This window comes from Rhizobium sp. A22-96 (assembly GCF_053521805.1).
The window spans coordinates 19,994-39,946 of sequence record NZ_JBNWDQ010000008.1; the positions used below are offsets into that span (position 1 = coordinate 19,994).

13 protein-coding genes are annotated in these 19,953 nt (G+C 56.9%); 8 read left to right on the plus strand and 5 right to left on the minus strand.

Features of this window, described 5'->3' with window-relative positions; translation table 11 throughout:
* Window positions 1–24 precede the first annotated feature (24 nt).
* Window positions 25–2,493, plus strand: coding sequence for a malto-oligosyltrehalose synthase (gene treY / locus ACQZ6F_RS29685; RefSeq protein ID WP_449094822.1), 2,469 nt, complete (start codon window positions 25–27; stop codon window positions 2,491–2,493).
* Between the two features lie 355 nt (window positions 2,494–2,848).
* On the opposite strand, the gene ACQZ6F_RS29690 is transcribed toward treY, so the two are convergent.
* The 4 genes from ACQZ6F_RS29690 to ACQZ6F_RS29705 form a co-directional block, all read right to left on the minus strand.
* Complete coding sequence (locus tag ACQZ6F_RS29690) at window positions 2,849–5,974, minus strand: efflux RND transporter permease subunit (RefSeq protein ID WP_449094823.1); 3,126 nt, start codon at window positions 5,972–5,974, stop codon at window positions 2,849–2,851.
* On the minus strand, window positions 5,971–7,173 hold the full coding sequence (locus ACQZ6F_RS29695) for an efflux RND transporter periplasmic adaptor subunit (RefSeq protein ID WP_449094824.1): 1,203 nt from the start codon (window positions 7,171–7,173) through the stop codon (window positions 5,971–5,973). Before ACQZ6F_RS29695 ends, ACQZ6F_RS29690 begins: the two co-directional genes overlap by 4 nt.
* A gap of 185 nt (window positions 7,174–7,358) precedes the next feature.
* Window positions 7,359–8,204, minus strand: a complete 846-nt coding sequence (locus ACQZ6F_RS29700; RefSeq protein WP_449094825.1) for a glycosyltransferase family 25 protein — start codon at window positions 8,202–8,204, stop codon at window positions 7,359–7,361.
* Window positions 8,205–8,669: 465 nt separating this feature from the next.
* A complete protein-coding gene (locus ACQZ6F_RS29705; protein WP_449094826.1) occupies window positions 8,670–9,704 on the minus strand; it encodes a LacI family DNA-binding transcriptional regulator in 1,035 nt (344 codons plus the stop codon).
* A 160-nt stretch (window positions 9,705–9,864) separates the two neighbouring features.
* Between ACQZ6F_RS29705 and ACQZ6F_RS29710 the strand changes: the two genes are divergently transcribed.
* The 7 genes from ACQZ6F_RS29710 (at window position 9,865) to ACQZ6F_RS29740 (ending at window position 18,963) form a co-directional block, all read left to right on the plus strand.
* The gene (locus ACQZ6F_RS29710) at window positions 9,865–11,436 is read left to right on the plus strand and encodes a sugar ABC transporter ATP-binding protein (RefSeq protein WP_449094827.1); all 1,572 of its coding nucleotides are present in this window, start codon (window positions 9,865–9,867) and stop codon (window positions 11,434–11,436) included.
* Entirely contained in the window at window positions 11,436–12,449 is a 1,014-nt protein-coding gene (locus ACQZ6F_RS29715) for an ABC transporter permease (protein WP_449094828.1), read from the plus strand. Before ACQZ6F_RS29710 ends, ACQZ6F_RS29715 begins: the two co-directional genes overlap by 1 nt.
* 106 nt (window positions 12,450–12,555) lie before the next feature.
* Entirely contained in the window at window positions 12,556–13,479 is a 924-nt protein-coding gene (locus ACQZ6F_RS29720) for a sugar ABC transporter substrate-binding protein (protein WP_449094829.1), read from the plus strand.
* A gap of 391 nt (window positions 13,480–13,870) precedes the next feature.
* Window positions 13,871–14,881: a Gfo/Idh/MocA family oxidoreductase gene (locus ACQZ6F_RS29725; RefSeq protein WP_449094830.1), complete on the plus strand. Its 1,011-nt coding sequence runs from the start codon at window positions 13,871–13,873 to the stop codon at window positions 14,879–14,881.
* 12 nt (window positions 14,882–14,893) lie between these two features.
* Window positions 14,894–15,853, plus strand: coding sequence for a sugar phosphate isomerase/epimerase family protein (locus ACQZ6F_RS29730; RefSeq protein WP_449094831.1), 960 nt, complete (start codon window positions 14,894–14,896; stop codon window positions 15,851–15,853).
* A gap of 519 nt (window positions 15,854–16,372) precedes the next feature.
* Window positions 16,373–16,762 (plus strand): hypothetical protein, encoded by a 390-nt coding sequence (locus tag ACQZ6F_RS29735; RefSeq protein WP_449094832.1) that lies wholly within the window; start codon window positions 16,373–16,375, stop codon window positions 16,760–16,762.
* A 1,040-nt stretch (window positions 16,763–17,802) separates the two neighbouring features.
* A complete protein-coding gene (locus ACQZ6F_RS29740; protein WP_449094833.1) occupies window positions 17,803–18,963 on the plus strand; it encodes a glycosyltransferase in 1,161 nt (386 codons plus the stop codon).
* A 47-nt stretch (window positions 18,964–19,010) separates the two neighbouring features.
* Here ACQZ6F_RS29740 and ACQZ6F_RS29745 read toward each other — a convergent pair whose 3' ends face one another.
* Window positions 19,011–19,943, minus strand: coding sequence for a 1,3-beta-glucanase (locus ACQZ6F_RS29745; RefSeq protein WP_449094834.1), 933 nt, complete (start codon window positions 19,941–19,943; stop codon window positions 19,011–19,013).
* Window positions 19,944–19,953: the final 10 nt, after the last annotated feature.

Consider the following 19,953-nt stretch of genomic DNA (forward strand, 5'->3'; position numbering starts at 1 on the left):
GCCGGTCAGTTGCAAGGGGAAGCCATGAAAATTCCAACCTCCACCTACCGCCTGCAATTTCGCGGCGACATGACATTCAGGCGGGCGACGGGGTTGGTAGCCTATCTAAAGGATCTCGGCATCAGCCACGTCTATGCTTCACCGATCTTCACCGCGACCAAGGGGTCGACGCATGGCTACGATGTCACCAATGCAAACGAGATCGACCCGGTGCTCGGCGGCCGAAAAGGTTTCGATGCCTTCGTGGATGCCTTGCAGCAGGCAGGGCTTGGCCTGATTGTTGATATCGTACCGAACCATATGGCGGCTTCGGTCGAAAATCCCTGGTGGCGTGATGTGCTGCAGCGTGGTTCGAAGAGCGCCTATGCTTGCCATTTCGATATTGATTGGAGCCGCAAACTGACGCTGCCTCAGCTGGGAAAGCCGTTTGAGGAGGCTTTGGCGGCCGGCGAATTCGAGGTGCTTTGCGAGCCTGACAATGGCCTGGTGCAACTTGCCTACTTTGATCATCGATTTCCCCTTTCGGATGAGAGCGTCTGGGAGGTATTGGCGCAGACAGCCGCGGATGCCCGGCTCTTGCAGGCATTCTCGCGAGACGCTGTTAGAATGAAGGCTCTGCTCGAAGCGCAGCATTGGCAATTGCTTCACTGGAAAGATGCTGCCGACAATCTCAGTTATCGCCGCTTCTTCGAAGTCGCCGGGCTGGTCGGTATGCGGGTGGAAGACGAGCGCGTCTTTGAAGAGACGCATCGATTGATCATAGAGCTGGTTCGCTCCGGTCAGGTGCAGGGTTTACGCGTCGATCATATCGACGGGTTGGCTGATCCGAAGACCTATCTCGGGCGCCTCCGCCAAGCTACCGGTCCGGATATCTTCATTGTCGTCGAGAAAATTTTGGGGCGTGGCGAGGCGCTGTCGGTGGACTGGCCCATATCAGGCACGACCGGGTATGAATTCATCTGCGCGATAAGCGACCTATTCGTCGCGGAGGATGGGTTGCATAAAATCGATATGGCATATCGCCCCATCGGCACGGAACATGCCGAGTTTGCGACGGGTTTACGCAGCGCAAAGCTGTTGATGGTTGAGCGTAATTTTGCCGGGGAGACGGCCCGCTTGACTGGGTTGGCCCTGTCCATTTTCTCGGATTTCAGCGAGGCGGATCTGTCGGCGGCACTTCGGGAGTTGTTGGTCGCGTTTCCGGTCTACCGGACTTACGGCTACGGGGGAGCGCTATCGTCCGAAGATGAAGCGGTGCTCTGCGACGCTATCAAAGATGCACAATCCAGATTGCCGCACACCTCCGCTTTGAGCGCGGTAGCTACGCTGCTGCGAGGGGATATTGCAGGTGCCTTGGCCTTTGAATTCCGAACCCGATTTCAGCAATTGAGCGGCCCGGTTATGGCGAAGGCTGTCGAGGACACGCTCTTTTATCGTTACAACTGCCTGATCGCTTCAAATGAGGTGGGAGGTAATCCCACCGCAGTGCCGGGAGGTGTTGCTGCCTTCCACCACTTCATGGCGGATCGCCTTCAGCGGCAACCCCAGGGACTGTCCGCAACCGCAACCCATGACACCAAACGCGGTGAGGACGCGCGTGCGCGGCTTTACGGCCTCACACAGCATCCGGAGATCTGGACCGCGGGTGTTGCGCGCTGGTGTTCGATGAATATGGGCTTTCGCTCCGAGCTCGCCGATGGTTCAGCGCCGGAACCGAATGTCGAGTGGATGCTATATCAGGCGCTCGCCGGCATCTGGCTGGAATATGCTGGAGAGGCTGAGAGAGGTGATCTCAGGGATCGTTTCAAAGCCTATGCCTTGAAGGCGATACGCGAGGCGAAACTACGCACGGATTGGATGGATGGGGATCCGGTCTATGAGAAGGCAATTCTGAACTATATCGAGCAGCTGCTTTCGCCTGACAATAGAGTGTTCATGAACGACTTCGGGAAGACCCTGCAGCCGTTCATCGACAACGGCTATCTGAACAGCCTGTCGCAACTGCTGATCAAGCTGACGGCTCCCGGTATTCCCGATATCTATCAGGGCAATGAAGGGCTCGATTTTAGCATGGTCGATCCGGATAATCGCCGGCCGGTCGTCCACGGGCAGGCAGACACACCGAACAAACCTTGGGCGGCCTCTCTCAAGCGAAGGATCATGCGCGGTGTGCTGCGCCACCGCGGGGATCATCCCAGGCTCTTTTGTGAAGGCAGCTATGTGCCGCTTGAGGTCACAGGAGCCCGCGCGAATAATCTTGTGGCCTTCGCACGAATTCTCGAGGGGGAGATTGCCGTGACGATAGTGCCGCGTCTCGTTGATGCCGCCAACTTCGGTTCTGGCTTCTGGAAGGATACTGCGGTTATCATGCCGCTAAAGCCTGATCAGCAAATGCATGATCTTCTGACGGGTAATCCACGGCCGATGAGCGCAATTCCGGTGGCGCAATTGTTTGCCGACCATCCCGTGGCTTTCCTGGTCGGGTCGACCTGAGCGTTCTGCATTTAGTGGGCATATTGAGCGGTTTATGCAGTGCGGCGCCTGCCTTTGTAGGCTGTAGTAAGCCAACATCTCCTGGTTCCTGCATATACGTCATTGAAGGTAGTGCCGAGTTGCCTGCAGCGGGACCTCAGGAAAACCAGTTCCACTCAATTCTGCCTGGAGAGCTGCTCTTCGGCGAAAATGCCCGCTCTACCTATCAGCCACCTCGCACCAAAAAGGACACCCGGCCACAATTCCTATTCTCTGGAATCTGCGCTTGAGGTGGCATTGCCAACCGGATTTTCCTTTTTAGTCTTGCCGCCACCTCACCCTTTCATGAGGTCTTATTCTCTCACGAATGGCCTATCTATCGCGAATTCGCCGCTTCCCTGCTCATATTGGCGCGGCGGACTAGTTCGTAGGCATGCGAACCGGCGTTGGTACGTGGGCGCGACAGGCTATTGAGCGCCAGATAAACGACGGGCGTTGTGAAGAGAGTAAGCATCTGCGAGACGATCAATCCGCCGACGATCGCGATTCCGAGCGGCACCCTAAGCTCGGCGCCCGCACCCGTTCCTAGCGCCAATGGCAGGGCGCCGAGAAGGGCTGCAAGGGTCGTCATCATGATGGGCCGAAAACGAAGCAGACAGGCCTGGCGGATGGCCTCCACCGGTGACAGCCCCTGGTTTCGTTCCGCCTCCAGCGCGAAATCGATCATCATGATCGCATTCTTCTTGACGATGCCGATCAGGAGAATGATGCCGATCATCCCCATGATGGAAAGGTCCTGACCGCATAACCTCAGCGCCAAGAGTGCGCCAAGACCGGCGGAAGGCAAGGTCGATATGATCGTCAACGGATGGATCGCGCTTTCGTAAAGAACGCCAAGAACGATATAGACGGCGATTACGGCGGCCAGAATGAGCCATGGCTGGCTGCTCAGCGAATCTTGGAAAGCCTGTGCCGTCCCCTGGAAGGAGCCGATGATCGTGATCGGCATGCCGACGGTCTGCTCGGCACCATGGATCGCCGTTACCGCATCGCTCAGCGCGACGCCCGGTTTCAGATTGAACGACAGTGTGGTTGCGGGCATCGAGCCTTGGTGGTTGATCGAGACGGGCATCACGCCGGTCTTCAGCGAGCCCAACAGACTGAGCGGCACCAGTTTCTGGGTGGTCGCCGATCGGACGTAGAGATGGCCGAGCGCCTCTGGAGACAGGGCAAAACGCGGGTCCACCTCCATGACCACATGATATTGGCTGACCTGCGTAAACAGCGTCGCTACCTGTCTCTGGCCGAAGGCGTCATACAGCGTCTCGTCGATCGCCTCGATGCTGACGCCCAGTCGTGCCGCAGTCGCGCGGTCGATATCGAGCGTCACGCTGCTTGCGGCTTTTTGCTTGTCAGAGATGACATCCTGGAGCTGCGGCAATGCGCTCAATGCCTTTGTCATCACCGCGGCCCACTTGTCCAGTTCTGCGGGATCCGGGCCTTGCAGCGTGTACTGATACTGAGAAGCAGATGAACGCCCACCAACCTGAATGTCCTGGCGGACCTGCATCCCGAATGTCAGGCCTTCAAGACCTGAGACCGCCTTTTTCAATCGCGCCATGACATCCGGCGCCGGGCTTCGCTGTCCGAACGGCTTGAGATTGATCTGCACCTGCCCGACGCTGGCGGAAGGGCTGGGGTTGATCCAATAGGCGACATTGTCGACGGCAGGGTCGGCCATCACGATCTTTCCGAGTGCCTGCATACGTTCGGACATGTTGTCGAACGAGATGTCCGTCGCAGCTTGCGCTTGACCTTGAATGAAACCTGTATCCTGCTGCGGCAGGAAGCCCTTCGGAACCACCACATAGAGCCACAATGTGGCGCCAAGCGTCGCGATGGTGATCGCGAGAGTAATCAGGCGGTAACGCAACACGATATCGAGGCCGTCGCCATAGCGTCGCGTGCAGGCGTCAAAGAACATTTCGGACCAGCGATAGAGGCGGCCGCGGGGCCGGCCGTGGTCATTCTTGATGAGCCAGGCACACAGCATTGGCGTGACGGTGAGCGACACGGCGCCGGAAATCAGGATCGCGACACTTACTGTCACCGCAAATTCACGGAAAAGGCGCCCGACAATGCCACCCATCAGCAGAATGGGAATGAACACGGCAATCAGCGAAATGGTCATGGATACGATCGTAAAGCTGACCTCACCCGCGCCCTCTATCGCGGCCCGCAGCTTGGGCTTTCCGTCTTCGATATGGCGGACGATGTTTTCGATGACAACGATCGCATCATCCACGACAAAGCCGACGGCGATGGTCAATCCCATCAGCGACAGGTTATCCAGGCTGTAGCCGAGCAGATACATGACAGCGAAGGTGCCAACCAGCGAAAGTGGAATTGTGACGGCCGGGATGAGCGTGGCCCACAGGTTGCGCAGGAAGCTGAAAATGACCATGACGACCAATGCGATGGTGATCAGCATCGTAATCTGGACGTCGCGAATCGAGGCATCGATGATCTGCGTGCGGTCGCCCACGACCGAGAGCTTGATGCCGGCCGGAAGAGAGGCTTGCAGCATGGGAAGCCGATCCTTGATGGCCCGGATCGTGTCCAGGACATTCGAACCGGCCATCTTGTGAACATCGATCATTACCGACCGGTTCATCTGTAGCCAGGCGGCCTGGTTCGAATCCAAGGGCGCCGTCAACACAGTGCCGATATCCTGCACGAAGATCGGCGCGCCGTTTCGATAGGCGATGACCATGGATTTGTATGCCGGTACGTCGACGATCTGGTCGGTGGCGTCGAGCACCATCGTTCGTCCGCCACCGGTGACCGATCCTTTCGGCGCGCTCAAGGTCTGCTGTCCGATCGTTGTGCGGATATCTTCCATGGTGAGATCGCGTGAGGCTACCTTGTCGGGATCGAGGCGAACGCGGATCGAAGGGCGTTGCGGCCCGTGGAAATCCACCAGGCCGACACCATCCATCTGCGAAATTTGCTGTGCGATGATGTCTTCTGCGTAGTGATCGAGTTCAGTCAGCGGCAGTCTGTCCGAGGTCAGGGCCAGTGTCAGCACCGTCGCCTCCGCCGGATTGGCCTTGTGAAACGCCGGTGCGCTCGGGAGATCCTTGGGAAGCTGGCCACTGGCTGCACTGATCGCCGCCTGCACGTCCTGCGCGGCGCTGTCGATGTTTCGGTTCAGGTCGAACTGCATGGTGACATTGGTGCGTCCAGAGGAACTGACCGAGGTCATCTGCGACACGCCGGCGATGGTCGAGAGCTGATTTTCCAAAGGCGTTGCGACCGATGTCGCCATTGTATCGGCGCTGGCACCTGGAAGCGTGGTCTCAATCTGGATCGTCGGGAAATCGACTTGCGGGAGCGATGCGACCGGCAACATCATGTAAGCGACGATGCCGAGAAGCAAAACCCCCAGAGCAAGCAGACAGGTTCCGACCCGACGCCGGATGAAAATCTCCGAAAAGCTCATTGACCCTGATCTCCGGCAGCAGCGACATTCGCGGTCGAAGGACGCGCCTTGACCAAGGTGCCGTCCGTCAATCTCGACTGGCCCGATGTCACAACGGTATCTCCCGGCTTCGGGCCGGAGAGAAGGGTCGTCATGCCGGCGGTGACCGGGCCGGTCTTCACCGAGACCGTGGCAACGGTGCTGTCCGACTTCACGATAAAGACATAGGGACCTGTCTGGCCATTCTGGATGGCGGCCGAGGGCACGACAGTCGAGCCTCGATCGGTCCTCAGAACAATACGGGCACTCACCAATTCTCCCGGCCAAAGCGCCAGGTCGTCATTGGCAAAGACTGCCTTGAGCTTGACCATGCCCGTGCTCATGTCGACCTGGCTATCGATGACGGACAATTTGCCGTCGGCCAGATGGCGGACACCGTCCCGGCTGTCCACAGCAACAGAAAGAGCATTCTGCGTCTGGCCGGAAATCAGATCGGGCAGTTCGTCCTGCGGCAAGGAGAAGAGAACTGCAATCGGCTGCATTTGCGTGATGGTTACGATCCCGGTGGTGTCACTGGTATGAACGATGGCGCCCTGTTCTGCCTGACGCAGGCCCGCACGGCCGCTGATTGGAGCGGTCACGGTGGCAAAGCTAAGGTTAAGCTTGGCGGCCTCGATTGCAGCTTGCTCACCGGCGGCCGTCGCTTCCATGATCGCGACCTGCGCGGCGGCGGTATCTGCTGTTTGTGTTGTGCCGCTTCCCGTCGTTGTTAGTTTCCTGGCGCGCGCCTCATCGATCTTGGCGGCATCAAGCTGGGCGATATCCTTGCGATAGGCAGCTTGTGCCTGGTTGATTGCTGCCTCATAGGGACGTGGATCGATCTCGGCGATAACGTCGCCAGCCTTGACGTTCTGTCCTTCGCTGAAGAGCACCTTCTGCAGTTGGCCGTCGGCACGCACCTTCACATCTACCGCCGTGATCGGCGTGACATACCCGAGACCGGACCGTTCGATCGGAACGTCCTGCCTGGAAACAAATGCAGTTTCCACCGGCACCGATGCGAGAGCTGGCGAGGTAGCCTGCGGTGCGGACTGGCTTTCGTTGGCAGGCAATGCGAAGAAGATGGCTGCCCCGGCAATCGCGATACAGGTAATGGCTCCCAAGGCTATTTTACCGCCACCTGGTGTCGTCTTGAGCCGTATAGAATCCGGACCGTCCATATTTCATTCTCCAATGTCTGGCCGATGAGGCCATGGCCTTGATTTCAAAAAGTCTCTCGCATGCCAGCATCAAGTTGGGCCGTTGCCGGTCATGGTTGGTGGTTTGCAAAAGGAGCTACTTGTCCTCCAATAATCACCGGCTTTGATTGCAGCGATCGACGTCTGGGAGAGTGAATAACGCGATGTCATTTCATCCACCTGAAGCGCAGCAGAATTCCTGCCCGAAACAGAAAACGTGTTGCCTCGAACCAGGCGCGGTATGGATAGATGCTGAAGCGGCGCCACCATGGCAGCCGGTACTGACGATGTCCCTGCTGGATCTGCGTCGGAAAACCGGTCATTTGGTCGACCGGCACCGGGTTGACGAAAACCGCCCGCAATCCGACGAAGTGTTCAAGGTCGTAGGCGAGATCGAAAGGCAATTTCATCGGCATCAGCTTCTCGACCATCCATCTGGCTGCGCGTCTGTTGATGACGTAGGCACCGGACCCTTTCTCCCGCGTCAGCGCGATGGCGAGCGACCGCTTCGATGTGATTGCCCGAAAGGGATATTTGCGGCCGGTATTGACCGTCGAGAGACGCAGAATGTCCCATGTCGCCCTGGCGTTCAGCGCGCCACGCAGCAGATCGCCGAAATCCTCCGGAAAGACCAGGTCATCTTCAAGAATGAGGGCATGCGGCTCACCCGAAGCAAGGAAACGCCTCACGCATTCGATGTGGCTGAGGTAGCAGCCCACCTCGGATGGATTCGCCCGTCTTCCATGGCATCTGCGATATGCTTCGGCGTCAAATTCAGGGATCGGGAAGGTGATATTCCGGCCGTCTACCGCCGGCACCCGCTCGAACGGCAACCCCGCGCGTGAAAGTCCCTTGCTCATGAAGGTGAGGCGATCCTCGGCCCGATCAAGATTGATGAGGTAGGTCTTCAGCCGAAGGGCGATCGGACCTGACGAAGGCATGCTGAAAGAATTTTCGCCGGGAAAGTTTTCGACATTGGCAGATCTGTTCAGGCGAAGGCTGCTAGCGCTCATGATAATCCTGCCGAAGCCGCTTGATTTCCTTTTGCACGAAGCCCTGCCGCAGCTTCGTTTTGGATATGCGCCGTGAGGCGGCGTCAGTGCTTGGTGCTTTTACGGCGGGAAGATTGCCGGGATTTTTCCAAAACCATACGGTTTCGTAAGCACGGCACAGTATGGCCCAACGATCGGTCACATGTGCCGGTCGCCTCGATGTCGATGGGGAGATGTGTTGGGCAGGCTTGTCAAAGACTACATACAGCGCCGGATGCGGTTACCGTCGGAATGTTCATCGACAACGGAATGAGGCGGTTGCAGCTCGAAATCTCATTAAGGGCATCGTCATGCTCGGAGATTAGTTGACAGCCGAGGCGAGTGGACGCCGGAATGCCTACCGTATTCCCCATGGGGCGAGTCCGTTTTGGAATGGATCTTGCGTCAACATCACCGATGAAAGGGCCTGTAGTGCCGGTGTCACCGTCAAATATTGGCGGCCGTATAGATCTCGAACGGCAGAATATGCTGTGACACCTGGGGTGTTCTATGCGTATCGAGTGCCTCCGCCATCGCGCGAACCAGGGTTTCGGCCAGCAAACGCGGGGGGTGTGAGAGGACGACTTTGATCAATCCTTCCGCCAATCCAGTGCGCGTCTCGTTGGTGAGTTCGTGCGCGGCGACCATCAGGCGCTTCGCTGCGGGGCCGCCATCCTCGCGCAGTGCGCGCATGACGCCGGTCACGCCACCGCCGGCGACATAGAGGCCGACCCAGTCGGGCTCCGAACGCAGCAGTTTCCGTGTGAGTTCATAGGCCAGCTCAGGTTCTTCCTGCGTTCCCATGGTTTCCATCATCTGGAAATCGGGCGCGCTCTCGCGAAAATAGGATCGAAATCCGATTTCACAGAGCTCCTGCGCCAGATAACGATGGCTCCCGACAAAGACTGCGACTTTCCCCGGCCTCGGATTTACGTTGTCTATGAACCAGGCGGCGGTCCGGCCTTTCTTGACGCAGTCATTGCCGACGTAACCGGCCCGGCCCGGCGCGGAAAGGTCCGAGATCATCGTGAACACCGGAATGCCTTCCGCCTCCAGGCCATCGACGGCATGGTTCACCTGCGGATGATCGGAGGTAATCATGCCGATCGCGTCCGCCTCGCGGCTCAACGCCAGAATTGCTTCTGCCGCCTTGGCTGGACTGAGGTCATCCATGAAGCGGACAATGGCTCGTCCATGGGCTTCGGGGTAAAGCTCGACAGCTTTCGTCAGTACGTCGGCCCACATCTGGTAGAGCTTGCGGTGGGACTGCTTCAATAGGAAGCCGAGTTTGATGACCGGCTTGTCGCTCTCGATCCTTCGCCGAATGGCGGTCACCCCGTGAAAGCCGATCTTTTCGGCCGCCAGTAGCACGCGTTCGGCCGTCTGTGGGCGAACCGGGTCGCGGCCGTTCAGCACACGGTCGACCGTGGATACACCCACATTTGCTGCCTTTGCCAAATCGGCGATGGTCGGTCGGCTCATCGTGAATCTCCCAAATTGTGAAAGCATTTATGATGTAATTTGGGAGAATCGTCCACGAGCAAATTGACAGAAAATGGAAAGATGTGGTGATTTGCCGCCCATTGGAGGAAGCGCTCGGTTGAGCTGAGTGCACAAAATCCTGTTTCGGGAGGACCGGTTCATGCCAGCGGCGATCAATTCGGCGAATGATTTCGCGCGCCCTTGCGGACCTGATGGGAACGCAACTGCGGATAATTTCGTCCTTGAGATGCGAAGCATCACCAAGGCATTTCCCGGCGTTCTCGCGCTGGATGGGATGAACCTCAAGGTTCGGGCGGGTAAGGTCCATGTGCTCGTCGGCGAGAACGGCGCCGGCAAGTCGACGCTCATGAAAATCCTCAGCGGCACCTACTCCATTGATGGTGGAGAAATCATCTTCAAGGGCGACGTGTTGAGCTCGCAGAATACGGGCACGGCGCTTGCTCGCGGTATATCCATGATTCATCAGGAGCTTAGCCCGGTTCTCGACATGACCATCGCCGAGAACATCTTCCTCGGTCGCGAGCCGGTCCTGGCGAGAAAGGCCCCGTTGTCCCGCTTCGTCGATTTCCAGAGGATGAACACGGATACGCAGCTCCTGCTGGATCGGATTGGCCTCAAATATGCGCCTGACACCCGAATGGGCGATCTGTCGATCGCGGCCATGCAGTTGATCGAAATCGTCAAGGCGATTTCACGCGAAGCATCGCTCGTCATCATGGACGAGCCGACCTCGGCGATCAGCGACACTGAAGTGGCCATGCTGTTTCGCCAGATTGCTGATCTGAAGGCGAGTGGCGTCGCGGTCATCTACATCACCCATAAAATGGATGAAATCTTTCAGATCGCCGATGACATTACCGTCATGCGCGACGGTCAGTTCATCGCAGCTGGCCCAGCCAGCGACTATGACGCGAACAAGCTGATCTCGCAGATGGTCGGGCGCACCATATCGAGCATCTTTCCGAAAGAAGAAGTACCGATCGGGGATGTCGTTCTCTCCGTCGAAGGCATCTGCCGCGACGGTTTTTTCCAAGACATCAGCTTCTCTGTCCGCGCGGGGGAAATCGTCGGTCTGGCAGGTCTGATCGGCGCGGGGCGAACGGAAGTCGCAAGAGCGATTTTCGGGCTCGATGCATGCGATAAGGGGACGATCCGGCTGAATGGCGCGGCTCTTGAGGTCACTTCTCCGGCCCAGGCCATCTCTCAAGGGATCGCCATGGTGTCTGAAGACCGCAAGGCCGAGGGCCTCATTCTTTGTCGGTCGGTTGGCGAAAACATCTCGCTCGCCAACCTCAAGAAGTTCGCCTCCGGCCTCTTCATTGACGAAACGCAGGAAGAGACGGCCGCCCAGCGCATGATCAAGATGCTGCAGATCAAGACGCCGGACACGGCCATGATCGTGGAGAACCTGAGCGGCGGCAATCAGCAGAAGATCGTGCTGGCGAAATGGCTGCTCGGCGATTTGAAGCTGCTCATACTCGACGAGCCGACACGCGGCATCGATGTGGGGTCGAAATCCGAGATCCATCGGTTGATGACGGAGTTTGCCCGACAGGGCCTCGCGATCATCATGATCTCATCCGAGTTGCCGGAAATTCTCGGAATGAGCGATCGCGTTGTGGTCATGAGCGACGGCCGTGTAACGGGCGAACAGACAAGAAGCGAGGCCGATCAGGAAAGCATCATGCGCCTCGCAACGGGAGGACACTGATGACTACGAAACCTGCGGCACCGATATCCAATGACGCCGTCTCGAAACCTCAATCACGATCAAGCGGCTTGAGCGTTGCGCTCGTCTATCGCAAATACGGCACGACGCTCATATTCATAGGGATCTGCATTCTTGCCTCGCTGTTAAGCCCGACATTTCTAACCGAGGCCAATCTGACGAATGTGCTGAGACAGGTTGTCGTCGTCAGCCTGCTCGCCTGCGGCGTGACCTTCATCATCATCCTTGGCCATATCGACGTTTCACTCGGGTCCGTGCTGGCACTTGCCGGCGTCATTGCCGCAAGCGTGATGGCGATGACGGGCAGCATCACGCTTGCAGTCACCGCCGGACTGACAGTCGGCGCGATAACCGGCATCGTAAACGGTTTCGTCATTACATTTTTTCGCATCCCCTCCTTCATCATGACGCTGGCCATGACGACGGTCGCGCGGGGAGCCGTCCTGCTCTATACGGGCGGCGCGCCGGTTTCCGGACTGGGCGATTTCAAGCTCATCGGTCAGGGCTCCATCGGGCCGCTACCGATCTCCGTGCTCATTTTGGCGGTCTTTGTCGTCATCTCCTGGGTGCTGCTCAACAAGACGAAATTCGGCCGTTACGTCTACGCCGTTGGCGGCAACGAGCGGGCGGCGCGTGCATCCGGTATCAATCCGAGCAGCATCATCGTGAAGGCTTTCATCTTCAACGGGATCCTGTGCGGGGTGGCGGGTATCGTCCTGATGTCGCGCATCAATTCCGGCCAGCCCGCCGGTGGCGTCGGCTACGAATTCGATGCGATCACGGCCGTCGTCGTCGGTGGCACGAGCCTGATGGGCGGCACCGGGACGATCACCGGCACCGTGATCGGCGCCATGATCATCGGCGTCATCAACAACATCCTCAATCTGCTGAATGTCAGCTCCTACTGGCAGCAGATCATCAAGGGGCTGATCATCGCAATCGCCGTCATCCTCGATGTTTGGACAAAGTCGGCCCGGGTCAAGAAGAAGGCATGACATCGTCAGTGCCGCGCGAGCGATGGAGCGCTCGTGCGGACGACCACCTGTGTGTTGGCGCAACGAGCGCTTCGATCGATCTTTGAATCACCAATGGGAGGACCCTATGAAACTTATCGTCAAACTCGCACTTGCCTGCGCCGTTTCCGCTACCGCGCTTTCTGCAGGCGCCGCCATGGCCGCAGACAAATTCGTCGTTGGCTATGCCAACATGGCCGACACCGACGTTTTCGTGATGGCCCGCAAGACTGCCTTTATCGCTGCGGCAAAGGCCGATCCGGATGTCGACATCAAGTTTACCGACGCCAATAATGACGCCAGCAAGCAGCTGGACCAGATCGATAACCTCATCGCCCAAAAGGTCAACGCCATCGTTGTCGTGCCGGTCGACTATCAGGGGATCGTCCCCGGCGTCGAGAAGGCGAATGAAGCGGGTATTCCGGTGATAGCGCTCGGCATCCAGTCGGCGGGTGGCAAATACACGTTCGTGGGCTCGAAAGAGGAGGATGCGGGCCGCCTGCAGGGCGAATACATGAAGGCCCATCTGCCGAAGGATGCCAAGATCCTATACCTTCAGGGCACGCTCGGCCTTTCCAACACTCAGGGACGTCTCAAGGGCTTCCAGGATGCCCTGGGTCGCCCTGACGTGACGACCCTTGCCAGCCTGACGGGCAATTACGATCGTGCCGAAGGCATGAAGGTCACCGAGGACTGGATCCAGAGCTTCCCGCAGTTCGATGCGATCATTGCGGCAAACGACCAGATGGCGCTCGGCGCCCTGCAGGCTCTTCAGGGTGCCGACCGTCTGAAAGGCGTGATGATTTCGGGCGTCGACGGTGTTCCGGATTCGCTCAACGCCATCAAGGCCGGTGACATGACGCAAACCATCTTTCAGAACGCCGCTGGTCAGGCAAAGGCCGCCTTCGATGTCGTCGAAGGCCTGAAAAAGGGCGAGCCGGCGCCGGCCGAAAAACTCGTACCTTTTGAGTCGATCACCAAGGACAATGTCGCTCAGTACATGAAGAAGTAACATCTCCCAAGGTGCGTGTCGGACCTATGCCCGGCACGCACTTGATCCATCAGACCAGACGCAGTCGACAAAGGCTGCTCTTCATCGCCAAGGCACTCAAAATGCGACAGATTCCAGCGACGCGATTCTGTACGATCGCCGAGATCGCCAAAAGGACGGAGCTTGGTACAACCACCATTCACCGGGCCATTCAAAATGAACGCTCGGTCAGTGCCGGCACGCGAAACGCCGTGTATTGCGCCATTGTCGAGCTCAACGAGGAGGCGATAAGCCGCTATCGGCGGGAGCTGTCGATTGGCGGCAGTCCGTCAAACAGGATTTCGCCACGCATGTCCGGGCGTGGCGAAATGAATGGATTATACCCGATATCGACAAGCAGACAGGAAAACTCATGACAATAAAGATCGCAATTATCGGGGCAGGCTTGATGGGAGCCGACCACGCGCGTTTGATCGCCGAGGATGTGCCCGGAGCCACCTTGCAGGTCGTGTGCGACGCATCCTTGGAACGCGCTCGCCGGATCGCCGATGATTATGGCGCGGCGCATGCTCTTACCGACCCGCTGCAAACCATTTCGCGCGACGATGTCGACGCGATCCTCATCGCGAGCCCGGACGAAACTCACGCGGCTCTTTCTCTTGCCGCGATCGAAATTGGTAAGCCGATCCTTTGCGAGAAGCCGCTTTCGCAAAGTTCAGACGAATGCCTGCAGGTCATCAGGGCGGAAGTTTCGAAGGGCCGCCAGTTCGTCCAGCTTGGCTTCATGCGGCGCTATGATCCGTCCTACCGGGAAATGAAGTCGGCGCTGGCCGGCGGTGAAATCGGCGACGCCATCATGATGCACAACTTCCATCGAAACGTCGAAGCGCCTGCAAATTTCACCGGCCAGATGGCGATTACCAATTCGGCGCCTCACGAGTTCGATGTGGCAAGGTTCGTGCTCGACGCGGACTACACCGCGATATCGGTTTTCCAACCTGCCGGCTTGGATCCCTCACGCACCGGCGCGCCCGTCTTCATGGTTGTCGAGAATGACAAGGGCCAGCTGGTCAACATCGAGGTGAACAACAATGCCGCCTATGGGTATGACGTCTGGGGCGAGTTGGTTGGTCAGAAGGGGTCCGTTTCCCTGAACGCGCCTGTGCACGCCATCCACAACACCAATCTGACGGCAACCGAGCGATACGCACCCGATTGGCGCCCGAGATTTGCCGAGGCCTATCGGCTGCAAAACAAAGCCTTCGTCGAATTTGCGCGAACCGGCAGGTTTCCTGCCATCGCCGCGAATTCCTGGGATGGGTATTGCGCCGCAATCGTTGCCGAAGCCGGCGTTCAAGCGCTGACGAAGCGCGAGAGAATTGTAATTTCGATGGTCGACCGACCGAGCCTTTACGCACGATAATTGGAGTTAGACATGAAACTCGGCTTTGTTTCCGACAGCCTCGGCGGCTTGGAATTCGATGCGGTGCTGGACGAGGCAACCCGTCTTGGCGTCAGCGGCGTCGAGGTCAATACCGGCGGATGGTCGACAGCCCCGCATTTTGACCTGGCTGCGATGAAATCCAGCGCCGAGGCCCGGCGGGCCTTTGGCAGGGCTTTCCAATCGCGCGGCCTCGAGCTCATCGCGTTGAATGCAAACGGAAATCCACTGCATCCTACCCAGCCACAGCAGGCGGAATGCCTCAAGGACACAATTCGGATCGCTGGAGAACTCGGGATAAAGACCGTCTGCACGATGTCCGGCCTTCCTGCAGGCAGCGATGGCGACCTCATGCCCAACTGGGTGGTGTCGAGCTGGCCGCCGGAGACGCAGGAAATCCTGAGATATCAGTGGCAGGAGAAGCTCCTGCCGTTCTGGAGCGAGATCGCGGTGCTCGCGAAGGAAAATGGTGTCGAACGTATAGCGCTTGAATTGCATGGCAACCAGTGCGTCTACAACGTTCCCTCCCTTTTGAAACTGCGGGCGGCGATCGGTCCGGTGATCGGCGCAAACCTCGATCCTTCGCATCTGTTCTGGATGGGGGCGGACCCGCTGGTAGCCGCTCAGGCGCTCGGCGACGCCATCTATCATGTCCATGCCAAGGACACGCTGCTCAACGCCCCGATCCAGGCGACGACGTCATTGCTGGAGAACGGCTCGCTGGTGGACATTCCGGCGCGCAGCTGGTCCTATATCACACTCGGCTTCGGCCATGGCGAAGAGTGGTGGCGTCAATTCTGCTATCGCCTCAAAATGGCTGGATATGATGGGTGGCTTTCGATCGAGCACGAAGACGTGCTTCTTAACAGCATCGAGGGGTTGGAAAAGTCCGTTGCGGTCATGAAGCAGGTGATGCCGGTTGCCGCCAGCGATTACAGCCCTCAGGCGATATGAGATTGTGAACCGTGTTCGATGGGCGTTTCATCGATCTGCTACCTTTAGTTCGGAGTGAGCAAGAATGGGTGGAGCTGCTATCGGAGAGTGGCTCCCAAACACCGTGGGGGCTTCCATTGCAAAAGGCGGCTGGTGATCAGCGGTTCAATTCCCATCAAGACCGCTGCTTTCTGGCCTGTGTCCACAAACTACGTTGCGAGGGCAAGTCTTTGAATATTATAAGGTAGTTGCTGATGTCAGCGCTACACCGACTAACGTGGAGCAATGGCGTGCGTGAGTTAGGGACACTGTTTTGACACCTCTATACTCGTTGGCAAAAAGATGCTTTGTGGGTGTGCCTCACAAAATCGGTCATGAGCTGCAACGGAACTATCGTCCAGCAGCGATTGATTAAGGCAGCAGCGGTTTTGAGTAGGCCAAGTGGCGCGCTGTGGTTAGTTGCTCGTCCGGATCGAGCTCAGATGTAAGCGATATGCCTATGGATCGGACTAGGTTTCTTTTCGCAAGGGGCATGTGGCCATGACGACTGTCCCGGCCATCATCGCGGTTATCCTCATTGCAGCGGTGATGTTGCCGCTGTTCGTGTTTCTCGTATTCGTGGCGGCGGATGCGCTGGGGCTTTCCTTCGCCGATCGCATCCTTGCTGTCGCCGTCCACGCTTTGATAATCGAGTTCGCCATAGGTAGCGTCGTGAACGTCGTTGGCGGCTTCGCGATAGTTGCCTTAGCGATCTGGGGAAGCCTGCATTTTCCAGAAATGGCGTACCGACTTCTGTCACTAATCCTAATTCCCGCCGGTCTGTGGCGCGTGTGGCGGGGTGTGGTGATCTGGATTTCGGGTGATCGGACGCAGCCATCGCCTGATCCGGCGAAAAAGCGGGCGAAGCGCTCCGATCGCTTAGGATCGTAGGGCTGAGAGGGAGCGGCGAGGACAATGCGAGGCCGGAGTACCGGCTATTGTCCATCATCCGGAAAACCGAATAGCTTCCAGTTTCCGTTCGATGCGAGATCGAGTGACGTCTCTTCATGATAGGCGGTCAAAGAGAGTATTAGAGATGTCCATGCAGTCGATCTATCATGGGTGTCGAATTCTGTCATGATTTGACCCGTTTTCTGCTTGGCGCTGACCATGGTAAGTGAAGGCGGGCCCATGAAGTGCCTCACTGTTTTAAGCCGTTCGCGGGCTATCACGAAGTGGAAAATTGGTTAGTTTCATGTGGTATTCAACACTCGAATGTTTGCTATTGCGAGCGTCACATTACCTAACGTCGCTATGTCTAATCTGTAAAACTCGAGCGCAATCAGGATTTCCCGCTTTGTGAATGGGTCCTGGAAAAGTTGCGTTCTACAGCCGTTATGTGCCCATAGAATAATGCTTTGCATGGTGATACGAGTCGGGTTCATTCGTCGCCGGAACATATAAAAGCATTGTTAATCTACTGATGCACATCATTTTGCTTTGAACATTTTCCTGCCGGTCACCAACGACACAAGTCATGCCCGTTTGAGTGGGCGGCAACCGAATGACATTAGCTACATAAATTCCGTACCTGAAAATGCTACAATTCTTGACAAGATCTGTCCGTCGCTTGTTGCCAAGTTGGCAAAGCGTTGATTTCTACCAGATATTGATCCAATTGGGCATTTTGTGCTGACTATGGAGATATCTCATATCGCGCCGGATGCTCTATCATTTTTTGCCAGAATAGAAGCGTGGAAAACTGGAAAAATGGATCAATTCAAGCTAATAATGATAACTTGCTAGCCTATACATGATTAGATTAACGGGATTGATGGTTGTGAAGAAAACCGTTGTGATGCTCATGGTAGAAAAATGCGTTATTACGGCATGTACAAGCGATTTGAATACGTTTCTATTGTAACTATTGATGCGTATCGTGTCTTGATATCGGCGGTATAATCTGAAGAGATCGAACGGGGCGAATGCAGATGAAAAATGAATTTCCGGTCGGGAAAGAACAATCAACATCCATAGCCCGCAAGAAAATTCTCTACATTCAGCCTGGCACCAGTTCCTTTGCGGGCATTGAGAGGGTTGTCGATACCATATGCACCGCCCTGTCAGATAAATATGCAGCCGATTTTGACATCGATGTTCTCTACACCTCTCAGCACAAGAACAGGCCAAGCGATAGTCAGAGTTACAATACTATCGATAGAATCGTGCGCAATAGACGAGAATTGATGCTCGTTTTGAGGAGCGTGTTCAAAGGGAAGGACTACGATCTTATCGTTGTCCCGCAGATCGAGCCGACCGTGATCTGCATGATTGCCTCTATCGGTATCCGCAGGAATTTTGCCATGCACCTGCATGGCAATCCGCGGTTGGAGCCAAGCCACCTGAAAGCCAAGATACTCTTCCTTCTGATGAGAATTTATTTCATCAGGCGGCTTTCCTATGTGTTTGGCACCTCGCCCAAACAGCTCGAGTCGTTCAGGGCGATGTTCAAGAGCAAAGTGAGGCAATATTGGCTGCCAAACCCCGTCAGGCGATTTGACGCTCTTCGGAACAAGCCGAATGAGGAAAGAGGCTATGTCACCTTCGTGAATGTCGGCCGTTTCTCAGTTCAAAAGGGGCAGGACATCCTTCTAAGAGCGTTTGCTGAACTCCATAAGGTTCGCGAGAATGTTAAGTTGAAGGTTGTGGGTTACGGACCAGGCGAGGCCGAGTTGCGCGATCAGATCAAGCGCCTAAATCTTGAAACCGTGGTGAGCGTTGAACATTATCCGGACAACCCGTCACCAGCCTTAGCGGCAAGTGATGTCTATGTGTCGACGTCACGCTGGGAAGGCTGGTCGTTGGCAATATGCGAGGCTTTGCGGTTTGGTCTTCCGGTCGTATCAACTGATTGCGAATTCGGCCCCAGCGACATTCTTGTCGATAGGCGTCTGGGGCTTCTGGTGCCAGTTGCGGGCGGTGAAGAACTGGTCAATGCGATGATCTATTATTGCGACAATCTCGAGACTGAGCTCTCGCATGCCGAATTCCGGCAAAGTTTCATCGACAGTTATGACACCGAGCGTGTCGTGGATGTGCACGCAGATGCGCTGAGGGTCGCCTCGATCGGTCTTCCACGGGTGATTGCCTGAATCACCCTTTCCCTTTCTCCTGGCGGTTCGCCCGCGAGGTGCGCACGTCACCCATAGACCCTCATATAGTCGATCCGCATATGGGTTTGGCGGTCCTGTGGCAGCAAGGGATTTGGGAAAGGCACATCCGAACGCAACGCGAGCGTCAGAAGCGGCCAGAAGACATCGCGTCGTTCATCCATCTCCGCTGCGCGCCCTAGGATCCAATCGACAGGCTCGCCGGTCTTAGGATTGAGGATTTGCTTGCGCTCGAAATAAAAGCGGCACCGCGCGCCCTCGATGAGCAGGCCGTAGCGGAAATAGCCGCTTGTGATGTTGACGACCGTCGGGACGCCCACCCCTTCGTGATGCTCGCCCGGCTTTCCCCATTCATGCAGATAGGCGCCGTAAAGCTCGTGCTCCCATCCTTTCTGCTCGACGACATCGAGCTCGATGCTCGTTGCCGGAAACAGGATGCTTCTGCCGTTCATCAGCCAGAAAGCAGGAAAGCTCAAAGGATGGGCGGGAAACCACGCCCGCGCCTCGAAGTAGCCTTCTCGCCAACCTTTGAGGATCGTACCGTCCGGTTTTGCTGTCTGGATATTGCCGGAGATCCATTGATATTCCGGTAGATTGTTGCCGTAGTAATTGGGCACATGCATGGGCTGGCCGATGTATTGAGCCGAGATCTGCAGAGCCTTGCCATTGCCTGCAGACGGATCGTCCACGATGGAATAAGGGTCGAAGCCTTCTTCACCGCCGAACCGGCTGAAGGCTGAGCGGCCATAAAATCCGCTGTCAAACGTCGTCGCCTTGGCGCCCGCGTGCCATATCGTCTGGTCGAGCGAGACGAAACTCTCATCGAAGATGATATTGCGGCCTTGGGTCGGATCGTGGCGCTCTTCCGCCGCCGGTCTGCCTTTTGTCAGCAATAGTCCACCACCGGTTGCCAGCGAAGCCGCTCCGATCAGAAGATTGCGTCGCGATGTCAGGCTTCTCATCGCTTGTTCT